Below are 20,884 nucleotides of genomic sequence, written 5' to 3'. Positions count from 1 at the left end.
CCCGCGTTCCGCCGCTCCCCCACGGTGGAACCACACGCCGCCGGACACTCTCCTCCGGCGGCGTACTCGCGTGGAGTTCTTGCGCTGTTTGGGGAGCGGCCAAATGAGCCGCTCTCCCCGCACCGGCGCCGGCCTGGCCAGGACCCTGCAGACCGAACTCAAGAACGATCCTGCCGCCGTGGCCGCCAAGGCGTTCGCCAAGCAGGCGGCCGCCGACGCCCAGCCCGAAGAGCTGCCCGAGCTTGGCAGCGCCGAGCTCGCGCGCACCCTGGCCGACTTCTGGCGCTTCGCCGAGCGGCGACGCGGCCGCGGGCCGCAACTGCGCATCGCGCCGGTCGACGGCGCCGACCTCGACCGGCTGGAGATCGTGCAGGACGACGCGCCCTTCCTGGTGGACAGCGTCATGGGCGAAATCGCCGACCAGGGCCTGTCGGTGCGCGCCATGTTCCATCCCATCGTCGACGTGCAACGCGACCGCGCGGGCTTGCGCGGCGGCACGGGGAGCGCACGGCGCGAGTCGATGATCGAGGTGCTGCTGGAGCCGATCGGCCCCGACCGCGAGAAGGCGCTGATCGAGGGTGTGAAAGCCACGCTGTCCGACGTGCGCCAGGCGGTCGAGGACTTCCCGGCGATGCTGGAGCTTATGGGCAAGACCGTCGCCGAACTGGAGAGCTCGGGCAAGGCGCGCCCCGACGAGGTGGGGTTCCTGAAGTGGTTACGGGCGGAGCACTTCGTGTTCCTGGGCGCCCGGGTCTACGAGTACCCGAAGCTGAAGAGCGGCGAGTATGCGCCGGAGGAGCCGCTCTATCAGGCCAAGGACGGCCTGGGCGTGCTCCGCGATCCCGAGCGCACTGTCCTGCGCCGCGCCAATGAGCCGGCCGTGCTGATGGCGGCCATGAAGGACCGCATCGTGCGCGACCCCGCGCTGACGATCGCCAAGTCGAACGTGCGCAGCCGGGTCCACCGGCGAGGCTACATGGACTATGTCGGCGTCAAGCGGTACGGCGACGACGGCCGGCCCAGCGGCGAGGTCCGCTTCGTGGGCCTGTTCACGGCCGAGGCCTACGACCAGCCGGCTGGCGTGGTGCCCCTGGTGCGCGACAAGGTGGCCCGGGTTCTGGCCCGCGCCGGCGCGGCGCCGGGGAGCTACAACGAGAAGCGCCTCAAGAACATCGTCGAGAACCACCCGCGCGACGAGCTTTTCCAGATCAGCGAGGACGAGCTGCTGGAGATCGCGCTGGGCATCCTGCACCTGGCCGACCGCCCCCGCGTCAAGCTTTTCGAGCGGAAGGACCCGTTCGACCGTTTCGCGTCCGTCCTGCTGTTCGTGCCGCGCGACCGCTACGATTCCGATCTGCGCAAGAAGGCGGGCGAGCTGCTCACCGAGGCCTATGGCGGCCGGCTGTCGGCCTACTACCCAAGCTTCAACGACACGCCGCTGGCGCGCGTGCACTACATCATCGGGTTCACCCCAGGCCACCACAAGGTCCCGGACCTGCGGCGTCTGGAAGCCGAGATCACCGAAGCCGCCCGGACCTGGGAGGATCGATTCGACGCCGCCGTGCGTGGCAGCGGGCGCGAGCCCGACGCCGTGGGCGACGTGGTGGCCCGCTATCGCGACGCCTTCCCGGCCGGCTACCGCGACCGCTTCGACGCCGCCGAGGCTCTGGAGGACGTGGCGGTCATCGACGGCTTCACGGCCGACCAGTCGATCTGCGTGCGCGCCTACCGCACGCGGGCCGACGGCCCGCTCAGCTTCCGCTTCAAGCTCTACCGGCGGGCCGTGCCGGCGGCGCTGGCCGATGTGCTGCCGATCCTGGAGAACATGGGGCTGAAGGCGCTGGCCGAGGCCGGGTTCGCCATCAATCCAACTGACACCCCGAATGGGGGCCGCGACGCGGTCTGGGTGCACGACTTCGAGATCGAGGACCCGCGCGGGGCCGACCTGGTCTTCGCCGAGATCAAGGACGCCTTCGAGGACGCCGTCGTCGCCGTCTGGACGGGCCGCACCGAGAACGACGGCTTCAACCGCCTGGTCATGGAGCTGTCGATCCCGTGGCGCGACGCCGCCCTGGTCCGCGCGCTCGCCCGCTACCGCCAGCAGTCGGGCCTGGACCCGTCGCAGCGGTCGCAGGAACAGGCGCTGTCGAACCACCCGGGCGTCACGCGCCTGATCCTCGACCTCTTCCGCATCAAGTTCGACCCGGCGATCGCCGCCGAGGTGCCCGAGCGCAAGGCCCAGGCCGCAGCGGTCATGGACGAGGTGGTCGAGGCCCTGCAGCTGGTCGAGAGCCTGGACGACGACCGCGTGCTGCGCCGCCTGGCGCTGCTGGTGGGCGCAATCCAGCGGACCAACTTCTACCAGCGGGCCGGCGACGGCTCGGTGAAGCCCTACATCTCGTTCAAGGTGGCGAGCGGCGAGCTGGCCGACCTGCCGGCGCCGAAGCCGTTCCGCGAGATCTTCGTCTGGTCGACCCAGGTCGAGGGCGTGCACCTGCGCTTCGGCCCCGTCGCGCGCGGCGGTCTCCGCTGGTCGGACCGGCGCGACGACTTCCGCACCGAGGTACTGGGGCTGGTGAAGGCCCAGCAGGTGAAGAACGCGGTGATCGTGCCGGTGGGCTCGAAGGGCGGCTTCTATCCCAAGCAGCTGCCGAAGGGCGGCTCGCCCGACGCGGTGCGGACCGAGGCCATCGCGGCCTACAAGGTCTTCCTGTCGGGCCTGCTCGACATCACCGACAACCTCGACGCCAAGGGCAAGGTGATCCCGCCCCAGAGCGTGGTGGCCCACGACGGCGACGACCCCTACCTGGTCGTGGCGGCCGACAAGGGCACGGCCACCTTCTCCGACATCGCCAACGGCGTGGCCGAGTCCTACGGCTTCTGGCTGGGCGACGCGTTCGCCTCTGGCGGCTCGGTGGGCTACGACCACAAGGTCATGGGCATCACCGCCCGCGGCGCCTGGGAAGCCGTGAAGCGCCACTTCCGCGAAATGGGCAAGGACATCCAGTCCGAGCCGTTCACGGTCGTCGGCTGCGGCGACATGTCGGGCGACGTGTTCGGCAACGGCATGCTGCTGTCGCGGTTCATCCGCCTGCAGGCCGCGTTCGACCACCGCGACATCTTCATCGATCCCGATCCGGACCCGGCGAAGAGCTATGCCGAGCGGGAGCGGATGTTCGCCCTGCCGCGGTCCTCCTGGCAGGACTACGACAAGAAGAAGATCAGCAAGGGCGGCGGGGTCTTCTCGCGGTCGCTGAAGTCGATCCCGCTGTCGCCGCAGGTCCGCGCGCTCCTGGGGACCGAAGCCGAGGCCCTGGCGCCCACCGAGGTCATCAACCTGATCCTCAAGACGCCGGCCGAGCTGCTCTACCTGGGCGGCATCGGCACCTACGTGAAGGCCAAGGGGGAGTCCCACCTCGAAGTTGGCGACAAGGCCAACGACGCCGTCCGCGTCAACGGCGAGGACCTGCGGGTGCAGGTCGTGGGCGAGGGCGCGAACCTGGGCCTGACCCAGGCCGGCCGGATCGAGTTCGCGGCGAAGGGGGGCCGGGTCGAGACCGACGCCATCGACAACTCCGCGGGCGTCGACTCATCAGACCACGAGGTGAACATCAAGATCACCACCGGCATCCTGGAGCGCCAGGGCAAGCTCACTCGGGCCCAGCGCAACAAGCTGTTGCCGACCATGACCGACGACGTGGCGCGCCACGTGCTGGTCCACAACTACGACCAGACGCTGGCGCTCTCGCTGCTGGAACTGGACACCGTGGGCGAGCTGGCGCCGCACGCGCGGTTCATGTCCGAGCTGGAGCACGCCGGGCGACTGGACCGCGCGGTGGAAGGCCTGCCCGACGCGCTGGAAATTTCCGAGCGGCTGAAGGCCGGCAAGGGGCTGTACCGGCCCGAGCTGGCGGTGCTGCTGGCCTACGGCAAGCTGGAGCTGAAGCGCGACATCGTCGCCGACCGCGCCACGGAGGACCCATTCTTCGAGGGCCGGCTCGAGGCCTACTTCCCGAAGCCGCTGCGCAAGTACAAGGACGCGATCCTCAGCCACCGGCTGCGGCCCGAGATCATCGCCACGGTCATCGCCAACGACATGATCAACCGCTGCGGGCCGTCGTTCCCGTCGCGGACCATGACATCGGCGGGCTGCGACGTGACGGCGCTCACCGCCGGCTACGAAGCGGCCAAGCTTGTGCTCGACTTCGAGACGCTGTGGAGCCAGGTCGAGGCCCTGGACCTGAAGATCCCCAGCGCCGGCCAGATGGCGCTGTTCCGCCGCCTGGTGTCGGGCGTGCGCGGCGCGACGTTCTGGCTGGCGCGGCGCAGCGGCCGCGAGGGGCTGACGGTGGCCGAGCTCACCGAACGCTACGCGCCCGGCTTCAAGGCGCTGCACAGCCTGCTGCCCGACATCCTGTCGAAAGCCGAGCGGGCGGCGGTGGACGCCCAGGTGACCCGCCTGATCGACGCCGGCGCACCGGTGAAGATGGCCGAGGCCGCCGCGGTGCTGGGCCCGCTGACCAATGCGGTCGACCTGGTGGACATGGCCGAGGCGTCGAGCTGGAGCCTGCCCAACGTGGCGCGGCTCTACTACGCCACCGGCGCGGTGTTCGCGTTCGATCGCCTCCGGGCGGCGGCCGGCGAATTCCGGGCCGGCGACATCTTCGAGCGGACGGCGCTGCGCCGGCTGATCGAGGACCTGCTGTCGGAGCAGACCCAGCTGACGCGGGCGATCATGGCCTTCGCCGGCGGCTCGCAGGCCGGCGACGACGCGGTCTCGGCGAAGAGCGCGGTCTCCGCCTGGGCGGCGCTGCGGCCCGATCTCAGCCGCGCCGCCACCCGCACGGTCGAGGAGATCGAGACCGGCGGCGGCGGCTGGACCTTCGCCAAGCTCACCATCGCCAACGCCGCCCTGCGCGAACTGGCGGCGGAAGCGGCAAGCGGACGGAAACGGCGGGCGGGGTAGTCACCAGCGCCCACCCAACGGTTGTCATCCCGGTTTTGGCCGCCAGGCCAAAGACCGGACCCATTGGACTCTGCGGTCGTGGAAGGCCTCGGCGGCAACGCTGCACGCAACTATCAGGCGCCGAGCTCAATGGGTCCGGTCTTCCGCTGCGCGGAAACCAGGATGACAGGCTTTGTTGTGGGTTTCAGCTCCCCAGCCGGAACGGCACCGTCCTGCGTTCGTGCTCGGGCACGCTGAGCCGCCGGTCCACCGGCGGGAAGGCGCGTTGGGCGCAGTTGTCGCGTTCGCAGATGCGACAGCTCGTGCCGATGGGCGCGGCCGGGCCTTTGAGGTCGAGGCCCTCGGAATAGACCAGCTCGTGGGCGTGCTCGATCTCGCAGCCGAACCCCAGGACGTAACGGCGGTCGGGCGTCAGGTAGCTTTCCGACCGCTTCACCACCGCCCGCGCCACGCAGAGGTAGCGTACGCCGTCGGGCATGGCCGCCACCTGCACCAGGAAGCGGTCGGGCGAGGCCACTGCGTCGTGCACGTTCCAGAGGGGGCAGGCGCCGCCGAAGCGGGCGAAGCGGAAGCGCGTGGCGCTGTGGCGCTTGGTGATGTTGCCTGCGTAGTCGAGCCGCACGAAGTACATCGGCACCCCGCGGTGGCCGGGCCGCTGCAGGGTCGATAGCCGGTGGCAGACCTGCTCCAGGCTGGCCCCGAAGTGTGAGGCCAGCTGCTCGACGTCGTGGCGCAGTTCGCGGGCCGAGGCGGCGAAGCGGCGGTAGGGCGTCAGCAGGGCGCCGGCGGCGTAGTTGCCCAGGCCGACGCGGCAGACATCTACCGCCTCGCGGCTCTTGAAGCGCGCCTGACTGAGCTCGGCCTCGATCACGTCCGACAGGTTCGCCACCGCCACGTGGAAGGCCATCTGGAAGGCGCGCGTGGCGGCGGGTTGGCTCGCGTTGAGCCACAGCTCGTGGGACGACGGGTCGTAGCGGCGCATCACGTCGCCCAGGGGCGCGTAGCGCACGCGCACGCCCAGCCGCTCACGTAGGTACATCTCCATCAGCATGTCGGCCGAGCCCGGGCGGTCGAGACCGATCTCCTGCGCCAGGTCCTCGGCGGCGTGGTCCAGGGCGTCGACGTAGTTGTCCTTGAAATGGAAGAAGTCGCGGACCTCCTCGTAGGGGAGCAGCGAGCTGGCCGCCGTCGCCTCGTCGAGCGACACGGCTTCCTCGGTCAGCTTCAGCCGCTCGGCCAGCCGGTGATTGCTGCGGTGCAGGTCCAGGAAGCGGCGCGCGACGGCCGGCGCCTGCAGGGCGAGCTGGCGCAGCTCGCTGAGCGGGATCGGGTCCTCCCCCGGCCCGGCGTCGGCCACGGCCTCGCGCAGGTCGGCGATCAGGCGCTGGTCGTCATCGACTTCGAAGGTGGAGGCCGGCACGTCGAACGTCTGGATCAGCCCCATCAGGACGCGGTCGGTGACCGGCCGCTGGTTGGCCTCGATCTGGGAGAGATAGCTCACCGAGATGCCCAGTTCGCGGGCGCAATGCTCGAGCCGCCAGCCGCGTCGGGCGCGGAGGTTGCGCACCTTGGGACCGACGAAAAGCTTGTAGCGCATTTTGCAATTTCACAAACAGTGGTCTGCGAGAGGCCAATTCTTTGCACGCTTTTCCTTGTCGGACGAAGGAAAAGCAGGCTCCTTGCCGCTCGCGCCTCACCGAGCGTGAGCCGCACAAGCTCCACAACGCAATTTTGCGGAGCTGTGCGGAAGGGTTCGAGAGGCGCGCGAGGAAGCCCCATCCCCGGACAGGACCCCATGACTGTCGAGAACATCCATCATCTGCCCCGCCTCGGCATGGCCGGCGCCATGCGCCTCTTCGGCCTGACTGCCCGCGCCCTGCGCTTCTATGAGGAGAAAGGGTTGGTCGAGGCGCGCCGCGACCGCCTGAACGCCCGCTTCTACGACCCGGCCGCGCGCCGGCGGCTGGAGTGGATTTCGCGCCTTCGCAAGGCCGGCGTGTCGCTGCCGGACATCGAGGAAGTGCTGCACGCCGAGGACGATGGCGCCTCGGGCCGCGATTGTGCAGTGCGCAAACTGGAGGCCCGCCGCGAGGCGCTCGCCGCCGAGCTGGGCCGCCTGGAAACCGCGCTCACCGAATTCAAGACCGCGCCCGCCGCGCCCGCCGCGCCCCGCCGCCTGGGCGTCACCGCTCAAGCCTAGGGCGCGTCAGCGCCCTCAAAGTCAAACCGCGGAAAGCGCGGAAGGACGCGGAAGGTATCTGATCCTCTTCCGCGATTTTCCGCGCCATTCCGCCGTTCTCCATCTCTTGCCTGCGGCGCTTAGTGGCGGAACACGCGGACGCCGGTGAAGACCATGGCGAGGCCGCGTTCGTCGGCCGCCGCGATCACCGCCTCGTCGCCGATGGAGCCGCCCGGCTGGATCACCGCCGTGCAGCCCGCGTCGGCCGCCTGGATCAGGCCGTCGGGGAACGGGAAGAAGGCCTCCGACGCGCAGGCCGACCCCTTCAGGTCCAGGCCGAAGTCGGCCGCCCGTAGCGCCGCGATCCGCGCCGAGTCCTTGCGGTTCATCTGGCCCGCGCCGACACCCAGCGTCTGGCCGGCTCTCGCATAGACGATGGCGTTCGACTTCACGTGCTTGGCGATCGTGAAGGCGAAGAGCATGTCGCGAATCTCGGCCTCGGTCGGCGCGCGCTTAGTCACCACCTTGAGGTCGGCCGCGGTCAGCCGCGCGGTGTCGCGGCTCTGGACAAGGAAGCCGCCGGACACCGACTTGAACGTCTTGCCGGGCGCCATCGGATCGGGCAGCCCGCCGGTGACAAGCAGGCGCACGTTCTTCTTCTTGCGGAAAAGCGCGACCGCGTCCTCGTCGGCCTCGGGGGCGATCACCACCTCGGTGAAGATTTCCAGCGCCTTGGCGGCCGTAGCCGCGTCCAGGCGGCTGTTCAGCGCCACGATGCCGCCGAACGCGCTCGTCGGGTCGCAGGCCAGGGCGCGCTCATAGGCCTCCAGCAGCGTGCCGCCGGTGGCCACGCCGCACGGGTTGGCGTGCTTGATGATCGCGCAGGCCGGGCCGGCGGCAGGATCGAACTCGGCGACCAGCTCGAACGCGGCGTCGGTGTCGTTGATATTGTTGTAGCTGAGCTCCTTGCCCTGCAGCTGCTTCGCCGTCGCCACGCCCACCGGCGGGTTGGGGAAGCGGTAGAAGGCGGCCGCCTGGTGCGGGTTCTCGCCGTAGCGCATCGTCTGGGCGAGCTGGCCGCCGATCGAGAAGCGCGCCGGCGCGAACTCGCCCAGTTCGTGGGCGAACCAGGAGGCGATGGAGGAGTCGTACGTCGCCGTGCGCCCATACGCGCGGGCCGCAAGGCGCTTGCGCAGCGCCAGCGAGGTGGCGCCGCCGTCGGCCAACTCGGCGAGCACTTCGGCCATGTCGGACGGCTCGGTGCAAACGGCCACGTAGCCGTGGTTCTTGGCCGCCGAGCGGATCATCGCCGGGCCGCCGATGTCGATGTTCTCGACGCAGGTCTCGTAGTCGCCGCCGGCCGCGACCGTGGCCTCGAACGGGTAGAGGTTCACATAGACGAGGTCGATGGCGCCGATGCCGTGCTCGTCCATCGCCGCCTTGTGGGCCGGGGCGTCGCGCACGCCCAGCAGGCCGCCGTGCACCACCGGGTGCAGCGTCTTCACCCGGCCGTCCATCATCTCCGGGAAGCCGGTGAGGTCGGAGATGTCCTTCACCGGCAGGCCGGCGTCGGCGATGGCCTTGCGGGTGCCGCCGGTGGAGACGAGCTCGACGCCCAGGGCGGCGAGCTGCTTTGCGGCCTCGACCAGGCCGGTCTTGTCGGACACCGACAGCAGGGCGCGGCGGACGGTGACCTTGTCGGGTGCGGGCGGGAAATCGGGCGCAGCAGGCACGGCATTCTCCTTGGAGGTTCGAAGGAAATGCCCAGGCGCGCGGCGAGCTATGGTCCTCGCGCTCCCCGGTGGTCGCCCACCTTTAGTCGCCAGTCACGCGGGATGGGCGCGCCTTAAGCCGCGGTGAGCGGAGCGTCAACCGGTTGGCGGGCGGGCGCGAGCTTCCACCGCACCCGCGCGCCGGAATCGGCGCGGCGCTGGCCGCGAAGCACAAGCTGTGACGCGGGCCGGCGGCCGCGCATCAAGGGCTCGATGGCGATGTCGAGCACGTCGTTGCGCAGGATCCAGCCCTCGCTGGCCCCCTCGACGCGCAGCAGCACGCTCTTCCGGTCCTGCGAGACCAGCGCGCGGACGCCGGCCGCCAGGGGGAAACGCAGGGCGTAGGGGACGAAGTGGCGGCCGTCGGGGCCCTGCGCGCGAGCCGTGGGCGTCAGCCGGTCCTCGCCGCGCAGCTCGCCGGCCAGCAGGTCGAGGTAGAGGCGGCGCTGGTGCATCAGGCCGTAGCGGCGCATCCAGCCGTGGTGCGCCAGGTCGAGCCAGAGCGCGCCCGGCGCCTCATGGCGCTGGACCTCGACGACGACGTCGGCGTCGATCAGGCGCGGCCCCAGCACGCGCTCGGCAAAGCCTGAGAGCAGACGGCCCAGGCCGGCCTCGCCCACCTCGACGGTGGCTCCCTCGGCGATGCTGCGGCCCGCGCCGCAGATCAGCCGGTTGTCGCCGGCCAGCACCTCGATCCCCAGCGGCTGGGCGGTGGCGGCCAGCGACCAGGCGCCCGCGGCCGGCGGCGCGACGTCGGCCATGACCTGGACGTTGCGGGCGTCCATCCGCTGGCGGCCGCCGAGCTCGCTGGGCGTGGGGCGGTCGCCGGTCTCGTCCTGGGCGCGGGCGGCGGCGACATAGGACGCGGTGCGCGCCCGGCCGCCCTGGAAGGTCGACAGCGCTCCGTCGGCGAGCGTGGCGAAGCGAACGCCGGCCGCCAGGTGGTCGATGGCGCGCTGCACGGCCTCGGGCGCGGCCTGGCCCTTCTGGATCAGGGCCTCGTCCAGGGTCTGCAGGTCGAAGAGAAGCTCCAGCGCCAGGTCCGCCCGGCGCGAAGCGTGGCCGCCGTCGGGGGCCACGGTCGCGTCCAGTGCGCGGGACAGCCGCGCCAGCGCCCGGGCCAGCAGCTTGCGCCCCGCCGGCCCACGCAGCGACACCGCGGCCACGGCGGCGCACGCGCAGCGCTCGGCCGCGCCCTCGGGCCCGCCGGGCGTCAGGAGGTCGCGGGCCTGGCGGGCAAGGTCGGCGGCGAGCTGCGCCGTCTCGGCCTCGGACGCACGGGCGGCCAGCAGCGGGCCGGCACAGGCCAGGTTGTAGACCCGACGCGCCATCACCTCCTGCGCCCAGGCGAAGCTGTTCCAGCGGCCGAACTGCCGGCGCCACTCCAGCACCAGCCGCAGCGCCTCGGCCGCGCCTTCCGGCCCGGCGGCGATCAGGTGCGGCAGCCAGTCGAAGCGGTGCAGCGCCTCGGCGAAGCTGCGGCTCGGGCTGGGCCGGTCCCAGGGGTCGCCGCGCACGCCCACCACCAGGGTCTGGCCGCCCAGCACGAAGGCGCCAGCCAGGATCGCCTCGCCCTGGCCGCGGTCGGGCGGCCGGAAGTCGCGCGGCTGCACCCCGAAGCCGTCGGGGCGCGGGCCGGCGGTCAGCCAGCGGTGCGGCTCGGACGCCCGCCACTCCTCCATCAGCGCCCGGCCGGTCGCAACGGCCACCGCCAGGGCCAGATGGCGTCCAGGGAGGCGCGGCGGCGTGAGCCCGGCCATCGCCGCGATCAGCCGCGCAGGGCTGCGATGTTGGCGGCGTAACGCTCCGCCCCGCCGCGGAAGACGGCGGTTCCGGCCACCAGCGCGGTGGCGCCGGCGGCGATGCACAGGGGCGCGGTCTCGGGCGTGACCCCGCCATCCACCTCGAGGGGAATGTCGCGCCCCTCGGCGTCGATCATCTTGCGCAGCGCCTCGATCTTCCGGAGCTGCGAATGCATGAAGGTCTGGCCGCCGAAGCCTGGGTTGATCGACATCACGAGGATCAGGTCGACCTCGTCCATCATCCACTGGATCACCGACGGGTCGGTCGACGGGTTGAACACCACGCCCGCCTTGGCCCCCAGCTTGCGGATCTGCTTCAGCGTGCGGTTGAGGTGCGGCCCGGCCTCCGGGTGGACGCTGACATAGTCGGCGCCGGCGGCGACGAACGCCTCGATGTACGGGTCGGCCGGGGCGATCATCAGGTGGCAGTCGAACGGAATCTTGGCGTGGGGGCGGAGCGCCTTCACGACGTCAGGGCCGATGGTGATGTTGGGCACGAAGTGGCCGTCCATCACGTCGACGTGGACCCAGTCGGCGCCGGCCGCCTCGATGGCGCGAACCTCTTCCCCGAGGCGCGCGAAGTCCGACGCGAGGATCGATGGGGCGATGATGACAGGCTTGGCCATGCGCCTTGGTTAGCGCGATGCGCCTACGGTAGCCAATCTCGCGTTTCGTCCAGGGCCTTCAGAATGCCCGGCGCCTTGGCGTAGCGACGGCGAAGGCGGCGGTCTTCTCGCGCCACAGTGCTGCAGCGAAGTTCGCGGAGGGCTTCGTTGATCTGCCGGCCACGCGGGCCGTCGTAGGCGTACTCGCCCCACCAGTGATTGCAGTAGGCGCGCCGCTCGATGAGGGTGCGGACGCCGAGCGGCATGGCCCGCATCTCGGGCGTGGCCTGAGGGAAGTCCTCGAACCCGCCCCACGTCACGGCGGCCGCCATCAGCAGCGCCAGCACCTAGGTCCTCCGCAACCGCGCCACGTAGAAGCCGTCGGTCCCACCCACGCGATGGTGCGGCAGGATGCGCAGCGTGCCGTCCTCACGTAGCGAGGCCTCGGGCGCGCCGCCTTCGCCGGGGGCGATGGGATCCAGCGCGAATCCTGGCGTGCGCGCCAGGAAGGCCGCCACCTGGCCCTCGCCCTCCTCGGGCTCCAGGGAGCAGACGCAGTAGACGAGGCGGCCGCCGGGCTTCACGCGGCGCGCGGCGCTGTCGAGCAGTTTCGCCTGCACCTGGGCGAGCTTGGGGATGTCGGCCGGGCTCGCGACCCAGAGCACGTCGGGGTGGCGGCGAAAGGTGCCGGTGGCGGAGCAGGGCGCGTCCAGCAGCACGCCGTCGAAGGTGCGGCTGTCGCGCCACTCGGCGGCGTCGGCCACGATCACTTCGGCCCCGAGACCGGTGCGGGCGAGGTTCTCCGAGACGCGCTTGATGCGGCCCGCCGAGCGGTCGACGGCGACCACCTTGCCCCCGGCGGCGGCGAGCTGCAGCGTCTTGCCGCCCGGCGCGGCGCAGAGATCGACCGCGGTCTCGCCGCGCTGGATGTTCAGCAGGCGGGCCGGGACCGCGGCGGAGGCGTCCTGCACCCACCAGCGGCCCGCGTCGAACCCGGGCCACGCCGAGACCTCGCCCTTCAAGCCCACGCGCAGGCTGCCCGCCGGCAACACCTCCGCCTCGAGCTCGGGCGCGAGCTCGGCGGCGTCGGCGGGGTCCTGCAGGGTCAGGTCGGTGGCCGGCTCGGCGGCGATCAGGGCGGCGACCGCGCGCGCCTCGTCAGCGCCGAACGCGGCGGCCCAGCGGGCGGCGAGCCACTGCGGGGCAAACAGCGCCGGATCGTCCAGCGCCACGGGCTCGCGGGTGAAGCCGCGCAGCACGGCGTTGACCAAGCCCTTGAACGCCTGGCCGCCCTTCTGGGCCGCGGCGAGGTCGACGGTGGCGCCCACGGCGGCGTGCGGCGGCGTCTTCAGCACCAGCAGCTGGGCCGCGCCCAGGCGCAGCACGTTCACGATCCGCTCAGGCGGCGGCTTCCGGATCTTCGCCTGCAGGGCCGCGTCGATGGGGCCGAGGTGGCGCAGCGTCGCCATGACCAGCGCGCGGGCGAACGCGCGGTCGCGGGGGGCCAGCGCCGCCATGGCCGGGTGGTTCAGGCCCTCGTCGAGGCCTGCGCGGCGGGAGAGGGCGGTCCCCAGGAGATCGAGGGCGGCGGCGCGGGCGGGAAGCCCGGGAATGTCTTCGTTATCGTTCACGCGGCGCGGCGTGCCCGCTGGCGCGTCGCGGCGCAAGGGCTTAGATCGAAGCCATGGACGATCCGCCGCCCAACGCCGCCCCCGGCAAGGACCTCAGCCCCGCCGCTCGGCGTGCGCTGGAAGAGGCCGCCCAGCGCCATGCTGCCGAGGCGGAAGCCGCCCGCGAGCCCGAACAGGGGGGCCCCAAGGGCCCCGAGCCCACTCGCTTCGGCGACTGGGAACGCAAGGGCCTGGCGGTGGACTTCTAAGACAGCTTCAGCTCCGTGGCCGGGGACTGCAGCCGGCCGAGCGGCACGAGCTGTTCGCCGATGCGGCGATAGACCAGCACATAGTGGCTCGCGACCCGGTGGTTCACCGCGTCGTAGCGCAGCGTCGCAGCTTTTGTGGCGGCGCCGACCGGCGGCTTGAACAGCAGTTCGACGACGACGCCGGGATGCTCGCGGGCAGAGGACGCCGCCACCGGCCCGACCTCCGCGGTCCAGGTCCGGCCGTCGGCTCCGAAAATATCTGCGTGTTCGCCAACGTAGCGGTCAGCCGGCCGCCCGCGCTCCAGCACAGCCCCCAGTTCGGACGTGGGAATTCTGGCGACCAGACGGACCGCGCCCTGCAGCAACTCCACGACCAGCGTCGAGTTCGGCATGGCGTGCGCCCAAGCCTGGGCGAAGGGGACGCAGATGATCGCGCCGGCCAGGAACCCGCGCCGCCGCATCAGTGCGCGAACGCGCCGCCGTAGTCCGCCAGCTTGTCGCGCCAGATGGTGTGGTAGTGAACCTTGGCGGGGTCGGCGACGGCCGGCTGGACGATGAACTCGATCCAGATCCGCGGGCCGTCGATGCGGACGTACGAGCCGGGCTTGGCCAGGTCCGGGCTACCCGCCACGCCCACGTAGGTCTCCGCCATGGCCGCCGCCGTGGCGTACTCGGCCATTAGCGGCCTAGAGATCGCGCCGTTCGGCAGGTCCACCCACCGCGTCATCGCCGCGCGCACCAGCGCCTGCTGGGCTGGCGTCAACGCCGCATAGCTGACGCCGCGGCCCGCCTTGCCGGTCGGATAGCTGATTGGGAAATTGGTGTCGCCGTCCGGGGTCGAGCCGCGCGTGACATCCCTGAATTCGCCCTCCAGCTTGGCGGCCGGCGACCCCGCGACGGCCGTCGCGAGCGCACGCATCGCCCCAGCCTGCGGCGCAAGGGGCTCGTAGGTCCGGTCGCCCACCTTGAACTCCACCGGCTCGACGCCGTCGAACAGGGGCGTGGCGCTCACGCGCGCGGCGTTGAAGGTGATGTTGTAGGCGACGTGGTGACCGTCGACCTTGAGGCTCCACGGCTTGTCGGCCGAAGGCTCGCCGATGAAGGTGATGAAGTAGTTGGCGGGATCCCAGCCGATGCCGCGATTGTCCAGCGGCTTCAGCATGCCGTCGGCCGCGCGGATGCCGTCGAGCAGTTCGATCCCGCAATGGCTGAGCGCCGTGGCCAGGAGGGCGTTCACCGCCGTCGTCTGGGCGGGCGTGAGATCGCCCAGGCGGACGCCGACCCGCGGCGCCAGCACGATCGGAAGGTTCGACCACCGCGTGGCGGCGGGCTTGCTGTAGCTCCGGACCGTGACGGTCCGCTGGAGCGGACCGAGGCTCTCGAGGAACGTCTTCGCCGCGCCGGCGGCCGGCCCCGCGCCGCCCGGCGCGCTGCTGCAGGGCTGTGGATCCTCCGCGCGAGCCCCCGTCGCGAGGGCCAGACCGGTGGCGACAGCCAGCGCCGCCGGCAGCCAGGTCTTCGTCATGATTGTCCCCCGCCCACGCCCAGCAACGTAGCGGGTTCGGCGAACGTCGCAATTGGGAGGCGTTAGGCCCCGCTCATCTCGCCCGCCACGCGCCGCGCCGCCGCGTGGGGATCATTCGCCGCGGTGATGGGGCGGCCGCAGACGATGTGGCTGGCGCCGGCGCGCAGCGCCTCCAGCGGGGTGGCGGCGCGGGCCTGGTCGTTCTTGGCCGACCAGTCGGGCCGCACGCCCGGGGTCACCACCAGGAAGTCCTTGCCGCCGAGCGCGCGGGCGAGCGCCGCCTCGTGCGGGCTGGAGATCACCCCGTCGCAGCCGGCGGCGATCGCCTGGTGGATGCGCCGCTCGACGAGGGCGCGGGCGGTCTCGTGGTAGCCGACCTCGGCCAGGTCCTCGTCCGACAGGCTGGTGAGCACGGTCACCGCCAGGATCTTCAGGTTCGAGCCGCCCTTGCCGCGCACCGCCGAGGCCATCACCTGCGGTTCGCCGTGCACGGTGAGGAAGTCGCAGCCGGATTGGGCCAGCACAGACGCCGCCCGCTGCACCGTCGTGCCGATGTCGTGCAGCTTCCAGTCCAGGAACACCTGCTTGCCCGCGGCCTTCAGCTCGCGCGCCAGAGCCATGCCGTCGGAGGCGAAGAGCTCGAGGCCCACCTTGTAGAAGCTGACCGCGTCACCCAGCATCTCGGCCATGGCCCGGGCCTCGTCGACGCTGGGCAGGTCCAGCGGCACGATCAGGCGGGGATCGGCCTTCACGGGGGATTGCGCGAGCGTGGCGGCGGCGGCCATGGCGTGGCTCCGTGAGCAGGCGGACCCCGGCCGGGGTGTTCCGCAGTTGGCGATTTGGGCTAAGACCCCCTGATGAGCCAGGCCGAGTTCGCGGTCAACTTCTTCGTCGCGCTGTTCGCCCTGATCGATCCGATTGGGAATGTGCCGCTCTTCGCCGCCGCGACCGCGGGCGCCAAGTCGCGCGACCGGGCCTGGATCGCGCTCTACATCTCGCTGTTCGTCCTGGGCTTCCTGACCTTCTTCTACTTCTCGGGCCTCAGCCTGCTGGAGTTCTTCGGCATCTCGCTGCCCGCGTTCCGGATCGCAGGCGGCGTCATCCTGTTCCTGCTGGGCCTGGAAATGGCCCGCGACGACTTCACCGCCACCTATACCGAGGCCGCCGACGCCCCGGTGGGCTCCGGCCGCGCCTTCGCCCGCAAACGATTCGAGCGGATGATCGTGCCATTCGCCATGCCGCTCCTGATCGGGCCTGGCGCGATCTCGACGGTGGTCATCTACGCCAGCCAGGCGCGGGTCTACGGCCTCCAGGGCGCGGCCGTCGGCGTGGGCGTGATCGGCGCGGTGGCCGTCGCCACCCTGCTGTCGTTCCTGGCCACGCCGATCCTCAGCCGCATCCTGGGCCGCATCGGCCTCACGATCGTGGTGCGGGTGCTGGGCCTGATCCTCTGCGCCCTGGCGATCCAGTTCATCCTGGCGGGGTTCGCGGAGAGCACGACCGGCTTCATCCGACCTGGCGTGGCGAACCCGTACGGCGGACACTGACTGACCTCCTCTCCCCCCGCGAAGCGGAGAGGGAGAGGAGGCGTCAGAGTTTCCGGAACCGCGCGCCCTGGCTGGCCATGAGCGCGAGCGCCCAGTCCTCGGGGATCGCCTTGGCCAGGGCCGCGATGGCCTTGCTGGGCGCGCCGGGGACGCAGACGGGGCGGTTGGCCTCCATGGCCTCGTAACCGGCGGCCGCCACCTCGTCAGCGCCCAGCCACAGCCAGGCGGGCGTCGAGGACGCGGTCAGCTCGCGCGTACCGTTGACGTCGTGGAATTCGGTGTAGGTGAACCCGGGGCAGAGCGCGGTGACGTGGACGCCCTCGCCGGCCAGTTCCAGGTGCAGGCTCTGGGAGAAGCGGACCAGGAAGGCCTTCGAGGCCGCGTACAGTGTGTGCCCCGCCGCCGCCGGCAGCAGGCCGGCCAGCGAGGCGACGTTGACGATGCGGCCGAACCGCCGCTGCCGCATCCCGCCCAGCACCCGGTGCGCGAGTTCGCAGGGCGCGGTCACCATCACCTGCACGAACGCGGCCTGCTCCTGCCAGAGCGTCTCGCCATAGGTCCCGGGCAGGCCGTAGCCGGCGTTGTTGATCAGGCAGTCGACGGTGCGCCCGTGGGCGGTGAGGTGGTCGAGGACGTGGCCGGGCGCTTCCGGGTCGGCCAGGTCGGCGGCGACGGTGAGGGTTTCCACGCCGTAGCGGAGGCGCACCTCCTCGGCCAGTGCGTCCAGCCGCTCGATGCGCCGCGCGGTGAGCGCCAGGTCGTAGCCGTGGCTCGCCAGGATACGCGCGAAGGCGGCGCCGATCCCGGCCGAAGCGCCCGTCACCAGCGCCAGCTTGCGGTCCATTCTTCTCCCCTGACGCGCGAGCGCCGAAACTACGGCGCGGGCTGAACCGTTCAAGGCTGCGCTTGCACGTCGCACGTCACGCCGAGCCGTGCGATTGAATGGTGTCCGGATTGGGTGTATTCGCGCCCGCCGCGACGGCATAGGGCCGCCTTGGGAGCCCCTCTCGGGTTTCCCGGAGATTTTGGATGGCTGACCAGGCCGTCGACGCTCAAAAGGCGTCCGAAGACACGTCGCACCCTGTGAACGGGCACGCGCCCGAGGGACACGGGAAGGAGGGCTTCTGGGCTCTCGCGCTCGGTTCCGTGGGTGTCGTCTTCGGCGACATCGGGACCAGCCCGCTCTACGCGATGCGCGAGGCGCTGGCGCACAGTCGCGGCGGCGGAGGCGGCGAGATGGCCGTGCTCGGCGTCGTCTCGCTGGTGACCTGGGCGCTGATCCTGATCGTCACGGTCAAGTACGTGATCTTCCTCATGCGGGCCGACAACAAGGGCGAGGGCGGCACGCTCGCGCTCATGGCGCTCGCGCAGCGGGTCAGCCCCGGCGGGCGGTCGCTGGTCATCTTCCTGCTCGGCATGTTCGGTGCGGCGCTGTTCTACGCCGACGGCATCATCACCCCGGCGGTGTCGGTGCTGGGCTCGATGGAGGGCATGAAGGAAATTCCCGGGATAGGCCCGCGGCTCGCTAGGTTCGTCCTGCCCGCGTCGATGGCCATCCTGGTGGCTCTGTTCCTGATCCAGGCGCGCGGCACGGCCAGCGTGGCGCGCCTCTTCGGCCCGATCACGGCCATCTGGTTCGTGACCCTGGGTGTCCTCGGCCTGATCCATATCGGCGACGACCTGTCCGTCTTCCGGGCCCTTTCGCCGCACTACGGCGTCGTCTTCCTGATCCAGAACGGCTTCCTGGGCTTCATCATCCTGGGCAGCGTCTTCCTGGCGGTGACCGGGGCTGAGGCGCTCTACGCCGACATGGGCCACTTCGGGAAGAAGCCGATCCAGGCCGCCTGGGTGGCGCTGGTGCTGCCTTCGCTGGTGCTGAACTACCTGGGCCAGGGCGCCCTGGTGCTGTCCCACCCCGACGCGCGGGCCAATCCGTTCTTCCTGATGATCCCCGAGGTCGCCTACTGGCCCGTCTGGCTGCTCTCGATCGCCGCCACGGTGATCGCCAGCCAGGCGGTGATCACGGGCGCCTTCTCGATGACCCAGCAGGCCGTGCAGCTGGGTCTCTTCCCGCGCATCGACATCCGCCGGACGTCCGAGACCCAGGCCGGGCAAATCTATGTGCCGCTGGTCAACAACGTGCTCCTGATCGGCGTCCTGGTCCTCCTGGTGATGTTCCGGACCTCGTCGAACCTGGCCGCCGCCTACGGCATCGCGGTGACCGGGGCGATGTTCGTCGACACGCTGCTGTTCTTCTACATCGTCCGCTACATGTGGAAGCGGCCCGTCTGGCAGGCGTTCTGCGCCTCGGCGGCGTTCGCCTCGCTGGACGTTGTGTTCATCTCCTCGAACCTCCTGAAGATCCCGCAGGGCGCGTGGCTGCCGCTGGTGCTGGGCGGGGCGCTGGTGGTGATCATGTGGACCTGGAACCGAGGTGCGGCGATCCTCACCGAGAAGACCCGCCGCGACTCGGTCTCGCTGGCCGAGCTGGCCGACATCCTCAAGGCGCGGGCGCCGCACCGGGCGCCCGGCACGGCGATCTTCCTGACCTCCGACCCCGACACGGCGCCGGTCGCGCTGATGCACAACCTCAAGCACAACAAGGTGCTGCACGAGAAGAACATCATCCTGACCATCCACACCGCCGAGACGCCGCGAGTGCGCGACGACGACCGGGTGCGGATCGAGCCAGTGAACGACGACTTCAAGAAGGTGATCATCGGCTACGGCTTCATGGAGAGCCCGAACCTGCCGAAGGCGCTGGGCCTTTGCCGCAAGCAGGGGCTGAAGTTCGATATCATGGCGACGTCGTTCTTCCTCGGCCGACGAAGCGTCGTGCCCTCGGCCCAGTCCGGCATGCCGCTCTGGCAGGACAAGCTCTTCATCTTCCTGATGAAGAACGCCGCCAACCCGACGGACTTCTACAAGATCCCGCCGGGCCGCGTGGTCGAGATGGGCACCCAGGTCACGGTCTAGTCCCTCCCTTAATGGGGAGGGAAGGTCTTGAACCCGTCGCCCTTTGCCCCTTAAAGGCGCGCGACTTCCCTCACCCACTCCTCGAAAGCCTTCCCCCGCCATGGCCGAAAAGCCCGTCAAGCGCGTCGTCCTCGCCTACTCCGGCGGCCTGGACTCCTCCACCATCGTCAAGTGGCTGCAGACCGAGCTGGGCGCCGAGGTGGCGACCTTCACGGCCGACCTGGGTCAGGGCGAGGAGGTGGAGCCCGCGCGCCACAAGGCGATCACCCTGGGCGTGAAGCCCGAGCACGCCTTCGTCGAGGACGTGCGCGAGGAGTTCGTGCGCGACTACGTCTTCCCGATGTTCCGCGCCAACACGGTCTACGAGGGCCAGTACCTGCTGGGCACCTCGATCGCACGGCCGCTGATCGCCAAGAAGCAGATCGAGATCGCCCGGAAGATCGGCGCCGACGCCGTCGCCCACGGCGCGACCGGCAAGGGCAACGACCAGGTGCGCTTCGAGGTGGCCTACTACGCGCTCGAGCCCGACATCCGCGTCGTGGCCCCCTGGCGCGAGTGGGACTTCAAGAGCCGCGAAGCGCTGCTCGACTTCGCCGAGAAGCACCAGATCCCGATCACCAAGGACAAGCGCGGCGAGGCGCCGTTCAGCGTCGACGCCAACCTCCTGCACTCGTCGTCCGAAGGTAAGGTGCTGGAAGACCCGGCCGTCGAGGCGCCCGAGTTCGTGCACATGCGCACGATCGCGCCCGAGGCCGCGCCCGACACCCCCACCGTCTTCACCATGGACTTCGAAAACGGCGACCCCGTCGCCATCGACGGCCAGAAGCTGTCTCCGGCCGCCCTGCTGACCAAGCTGAACCAGCTCGGGCACGACAACGGCGTGGGCCGCCTCGACCTCGTGGAGAACCGCTACGTCGGCATGAAGTCGCGCGGCGTCTATGAGACGCCCGGCGGCACGATCCTGCTGCACGCCCACCGCGGCATCGAGAGCATCACGCTGGACCGCGGCGCCATGCACCTGAAGGACGAGCTGATGCCGAAGTACGCGTCGCTCATCTACAACGGCTTCTGGTTCTCGCCCGAGCGCGAGATGCTGCAGGCGGCCATCGACCTCTCCCAGAAGAACGTCACCGGCCAGGTGCGGGTGAAGCTCTACAAGGGAGGCGTCACCGTCATCGGCCGCACCTCGCCCTACTCCCTGTACGACCAGGAGCTGGTCACCTTCGAGGAAGGCAAGGTCGCCTACGACCACCGCGACGCGGCGGGCTTCATCAAGCTCAACGCCCTGCGCCTGCGCGTGGCGGCAAAGCGGGACAAGCGGGGCTAGCTGTCCAGCCGGTTGTACGGGTACTGGTCGCGGATCTCGGCGTGGAAGAAGTGGCCTTTCGAGTCCGCGTCCAGGAACGAGCGGCACACCTCGGCGGGCACGCCCACATAGACGTAGCGCTCGCCGCTGACGAAGCGGACGAACAGCTTTGCACGCTCGTTGTCGTAGTCGATCGTCTGGATGGCTGCGGAGTCCACGTCCATGGCGCTCGCTCCCAACGGGTCTGACCCGCCAAGAGCGCGCCGCGCGCACGGCGGTTCCCCTCGCCCCCGGATGGCGCCAAGGTCCCCCCAACACAAGGCGAAG

17 protein-coding genes and 1 riboswitch are annotated in these 20,884 nt (G+C 70.7%); of the genes, 6 read left to right on the top strand and 11 right to left on the bottom strand.

Annotated elements, in window-relative coordinates:
• Positions 1–103: 103 nt before the first annotated feature.
• Positions 104–4,966, top strand: a complete 4,863-nt coding sequence (locus VGD44_RS03465) for an NAD-glutamate dehydrogenase (protein ID WP_331083894.1) — start codon at positions 104–106, stop codon at positions 4,964–4,966.
• A gap of 184 nt (positions 4,967–5,150) precedes the next feature.
• Here VGD44_RS03465 and VGD44_RS03460 read toward each other — a convergent pair whose 3' ends face one another.
• Positions 5,151–6,563 carry a helix-turn-helix domain-containing protein gene (locus tag VGD44_RS03460; protein ID WP_331083892.1) on the bottom strand — a complete coding sequence of 471 codons (1,413 nt, stop codon included), beginning with the start codon at positions 6,561–6,563 and terminating at the stop codon, positions 5,151–5,153.
• 198 nt (positions 6,564–6,761) lie between these two features.
• On the opposite strand from VGD44_RS03460, the gene VGD44_RS03455 reads away from it, so the two are divergent.
• The gene (locus VGD44_RS03455) at positions 6,762–7,166 is read left to right on the top strand and encodes a MerR family transcriptional regulator (RefSeq protein WP_331083890.1); all 405 of its coding nucleotides are present in this window, start codon (positions 6,762–6,764) and stop codon (positions 7,164–7,166) included.
• Positions 7,167–7,285: 119 nt separating this feature from the next.
• On the opposite strand, the gene purH is transcribed toward VGD44_RS03455, so the two are convergent.
• The 5 genes from purH to VGD44_RS03430 form a co-directional block, all read right to left on the bottom strand.
• A complete protein-coding gene (purH, locus tag VGD44_RS03450; protein WP_331083888.1) occupies positions 7,286–8,878 on the bottom strand; it encodes a bifunctional phosphoribosylaminoimidazolecarboxamide formyltransferase/IMP cyclohydrolase in 1,593 nt (530 codons plus the stop codon).
• 22 nt (positions 8,879–8,900) lie between these two features.
• Positions 8,901–8,985: riboswitch (ZMP/ZTP riboswitch) on the bottom strand.
• Positions 8,986–8,991: 6 nt separating this feature from the next.
• Entirely contained in the window at positions 8,992–10,677 is a 1,686-nt protein-coding gene (locus VGD44_RS03445; protein WP_331083886.1) for a heparinase II/III family protein, read from the bottom strand.
• An 8-nt stretch (positions 10,678–10,685) separates the two neighbouring features.
• On the bottom strand, positions 10,686–11,345 hold the full coding sequence (gene rpe, locus VGD44_RS03440; RefSeq protein ID WP_331083884.1) for a ribulose-phosphate 3-epimerase: 660 nt from the start codon (positions 11,343–11,345) through the stop codon (positions 10,686–10,688).
• 23 nt (positions 11,346–11,368) lie between these two features.
• Positions 11,369–11,671: a hypothetical protein gene (locus VGD44_RS03435; RefSeq protein WP_331083882.1), complete on the bottom strand. Its 303-nt coding sequence runs from the start codon at positions 11,669–11,671 to the stop codon at positions 11,369–11,371.
• The gene (locus tag VGD44_RS03430; protein ID WP_331083880.1) at positions 11,672–12,955 is read right to left on the bottom strand and encodes an RsmB/NOP family class I SAM-dependent RNA methyltransferase; all 1,284 of its coding nucleotides are present in this window, start codon (positions 12,953–12,955) and stop codon (positions 11,672–11,674) included. It lies immediately after the preceding gene.
• 53 nt (positions 12,956–13,008) lie between these two features.
• Between VGD44_RS03430 and VGD44_RS03425 the strand changes: the two genes are divergently transcribed.
• Positions 13,009–13,203 (top strand): DUF1674 domain-containing protein, encoded by a 195-nt coding sequence (locus tag VGD44_RS03425; RefSeq protein ID WP_331083878.1) that lies wholly within the window; start codon positions 13,009–13,011, stop codon positions 13,201–13,203.
• Here the strand turns inward: VGD44_RS03425 and VGD44_RS03420 are convergent.
• From VGD44_RS03420 to pyrF, 3 genes are all read right to left on the bottom strand, one after another.
• Positions 13,200–13,664 (bottom strand): hypothetical protein, encoded by a 465-nt coding sequence (locus VGD44_RS03420; RefSeq protein ID WP_331083876.1) that lies wholly within the window; start codon positions 13,662–13,664, stop codon positions 13,200–13,202. The genes VGD44_RS03425 and VGD44_RS03420 overlap by 4 nt on opposite strands.
• Positions 13,664–14,728: a DUF3500 domain-containing protein gene (locus tag VGD44_RS03415; protein ID WP_331083874.1), complete on the bottom strand. Its 1,065-nt coding sequence runs from the start codon at positions 14,726–14,728 to the stop codon at positions 13,664–13,666. The genes VGD44_RS03420 and VGD44_RS03415 overlap by 1 nt, the downstream gene beginning before the upstream one ends.
• 62 nt (positions 14,729–14,790) lie before the next feature.
• Complete coding sequence (gene pyrF / locus VGD44_RS03410) at positions 14,791–15,480, bottom strand: orotidine-5'-phosphate decarboxylase (protein WP_331083954.1); 690 nt, start codon at positions 15,478–15,480, stop codon at positions 14,791–14,793.
• Between the two features lie 105 nt (positions 15,481–15,585).
• On the opposite strand from pyrF, the gene VGD44_RS03405 reads away from it, so the two are divergent.
• A complete protein-coding gene (locus VGD44_RS03405) occupies positions 15,586–16,275 on the top strand; it encodes a MarC family protein (protein ID WP_331083872.1) in 690 nt (229 codons plus the stop codon).
• A 43-nt stretch (positions 16,276–16,318) separates the two neighbouring features.
• Here the strand turns inward: VGD44_RS03405 and VGD44_RS03400 are convergent, their stop codons facing one another.
• Entirely contained in the window at positions 16,319–17,119 is an 801-nt protein-coding gene (locus tag VGD44_RS03400; RefSeq protein ID WP_331083870.1) for an SDR family oxidoreductase, read from the bottom strand.
• 185 nt (positions 17,120–17,304) lie between these two features.
• On the opposite strand from VGD44_RS03400, the gene VGD44_RS03395 reads away from it, so the two are divergent.
• Positions 17,305–19,251: a potassium transporter Kup gene (locus VGD44_RS03395; RefSeq protein ID WP_331083868.1), complete on the top strand. Its 1,947-nt coding sequence runs from the start codon at positions 17,305–17,307 to the stop codon at positions 19,249–19,251.
• A gap of 100 nt (positions 19,252–19,351) precedes the next feature.
• Positions 19,352–20,578, top strand: coding sequence for an argininosuccinate synthase (locus VGD44_RS03390; protein WP_331083866.1), 1,227 nt, complete (start codon positions 19,352–19,354; stop codon positions 20,576–20,578).
• On the opposite strand, the gene VGD44_RS03385 is transcribed toward VGD44_RS03390, so the two are convergent.
• Positions 20,575–20,781, bottom strand: coding sequence for a KTSC domain-containing protein (locus tag VGD44_RS03385; protein WP_331083864.1), 207 nt, complete (start codon positions 20,779–20,781; stop codon positions 20,575–20,577). The genes VGD44_RS03390 and VGD44_RS03385 overlap by 4 nt on opposite strands.
• Positions 20,782–20,884: the final 103 nt, after the last annotated feature.

The sequence above is a fragment of the Phenylobacterium sp. genome (assembly GCF_036402295.1).
GTDB lineage: Bacteria > Pseudomonadota > Alphaproteobacteria > Caulobacterales > Caulobacteraceae > Phenylobacterium.
This window is presented reverse-complemented; position numbering and strand designations above follow the sequence as displayed.

Coding starts and splice junctions, on each gene's coding strand:
- VGD44_RS03465 (WP_331083894.1), top strand. CDS start 104: ATGAGCCGCTCTCCCCGCACCGGCGCCGGCCTGGCCAGGACCCTGCAG.
- VGD44_RS03460 (WP_331083892.1), bottom strand. CDS start 6,563: ATGCGCTACAAGCTTTTCGTCGGTCCCAAGGTGCGCAACCTCCGCGCC.
- VGD44_RS03455 (WP_331083890.1), top strand. CDS start 6,762: ATGACTGTCGAGAACATCCATCATCTGCCCCGCCTCGGCATGGCCGGC.
- VGD44_RS03445 (WP_331083886.1), bottom strand. CDS start 10,677: ATGGCCGGGCTCACGCCGCCGCGCCTCCCTGGACGCCATCTGGCCCTG.
- rpe (WP_331083884.1), bottom strand. CDS start 11,345: ATGGCCAAGCCTGTCATCATCGCCCCATCGATCCTCGCGTCGGACTTC.
- VGD44_RS03425 (WP_331083878.1), top strand. CDS start 13,009: ATGGACGATCCGCCGCCCAACGCCGCCCCCGGCAAGGACCTCAGCCCC.
- VGD44_RS03420 (WP_331083876.1), bottom strand. CDS start 13,664: ATGCGGCGGCGCGGGTTCCTGGCCGGCGCGATCATCTGCGTCCCCTTC.
- VGD44_RS03415 (WP_331083874.1), bottom strand. CDS start 14,728: ATGACGAAGACCTGGCTGCCGGCGGCGCTGGCTGTCGCCACCGGTCTG.
- VGD44_RS03405 (WP_331083872.1), top strand. CDS start 15,586: ATGAGCCAGGCCGAGTTCGCGGTCAACTTCTTCGTCGCGCTGTTCGCC.
- VGD44_RS03400 (WP_331083870.1), bottom strand. CDS start 17,119: ATGGACCGCAAGCTGGCGCTGGTGACGGGCGCTTCGGCCGGGATCGGC.
- VGD44_RS03395 (WP_331083868.1), top strand. CDS start 17,305: ATGGCTGACCAGGCCGTCGACGCTCAAAAGGCGTCCGAAGACACGTCG.
- VGD44_RS03390 (WP_331083866.1), top strand. CDS start 19,352: ATGGCCGAAAAGCCCGTCAAGCGCGTCGTCCTCGCCTACTCCGGCGGC.
- VGD44_RS03385 (WP_331083864.1), bottom strand. CDS start 20,781: ATGGACGTGGACTCCGCAGCCATCCAGACGATCGACTACGACAACGAG.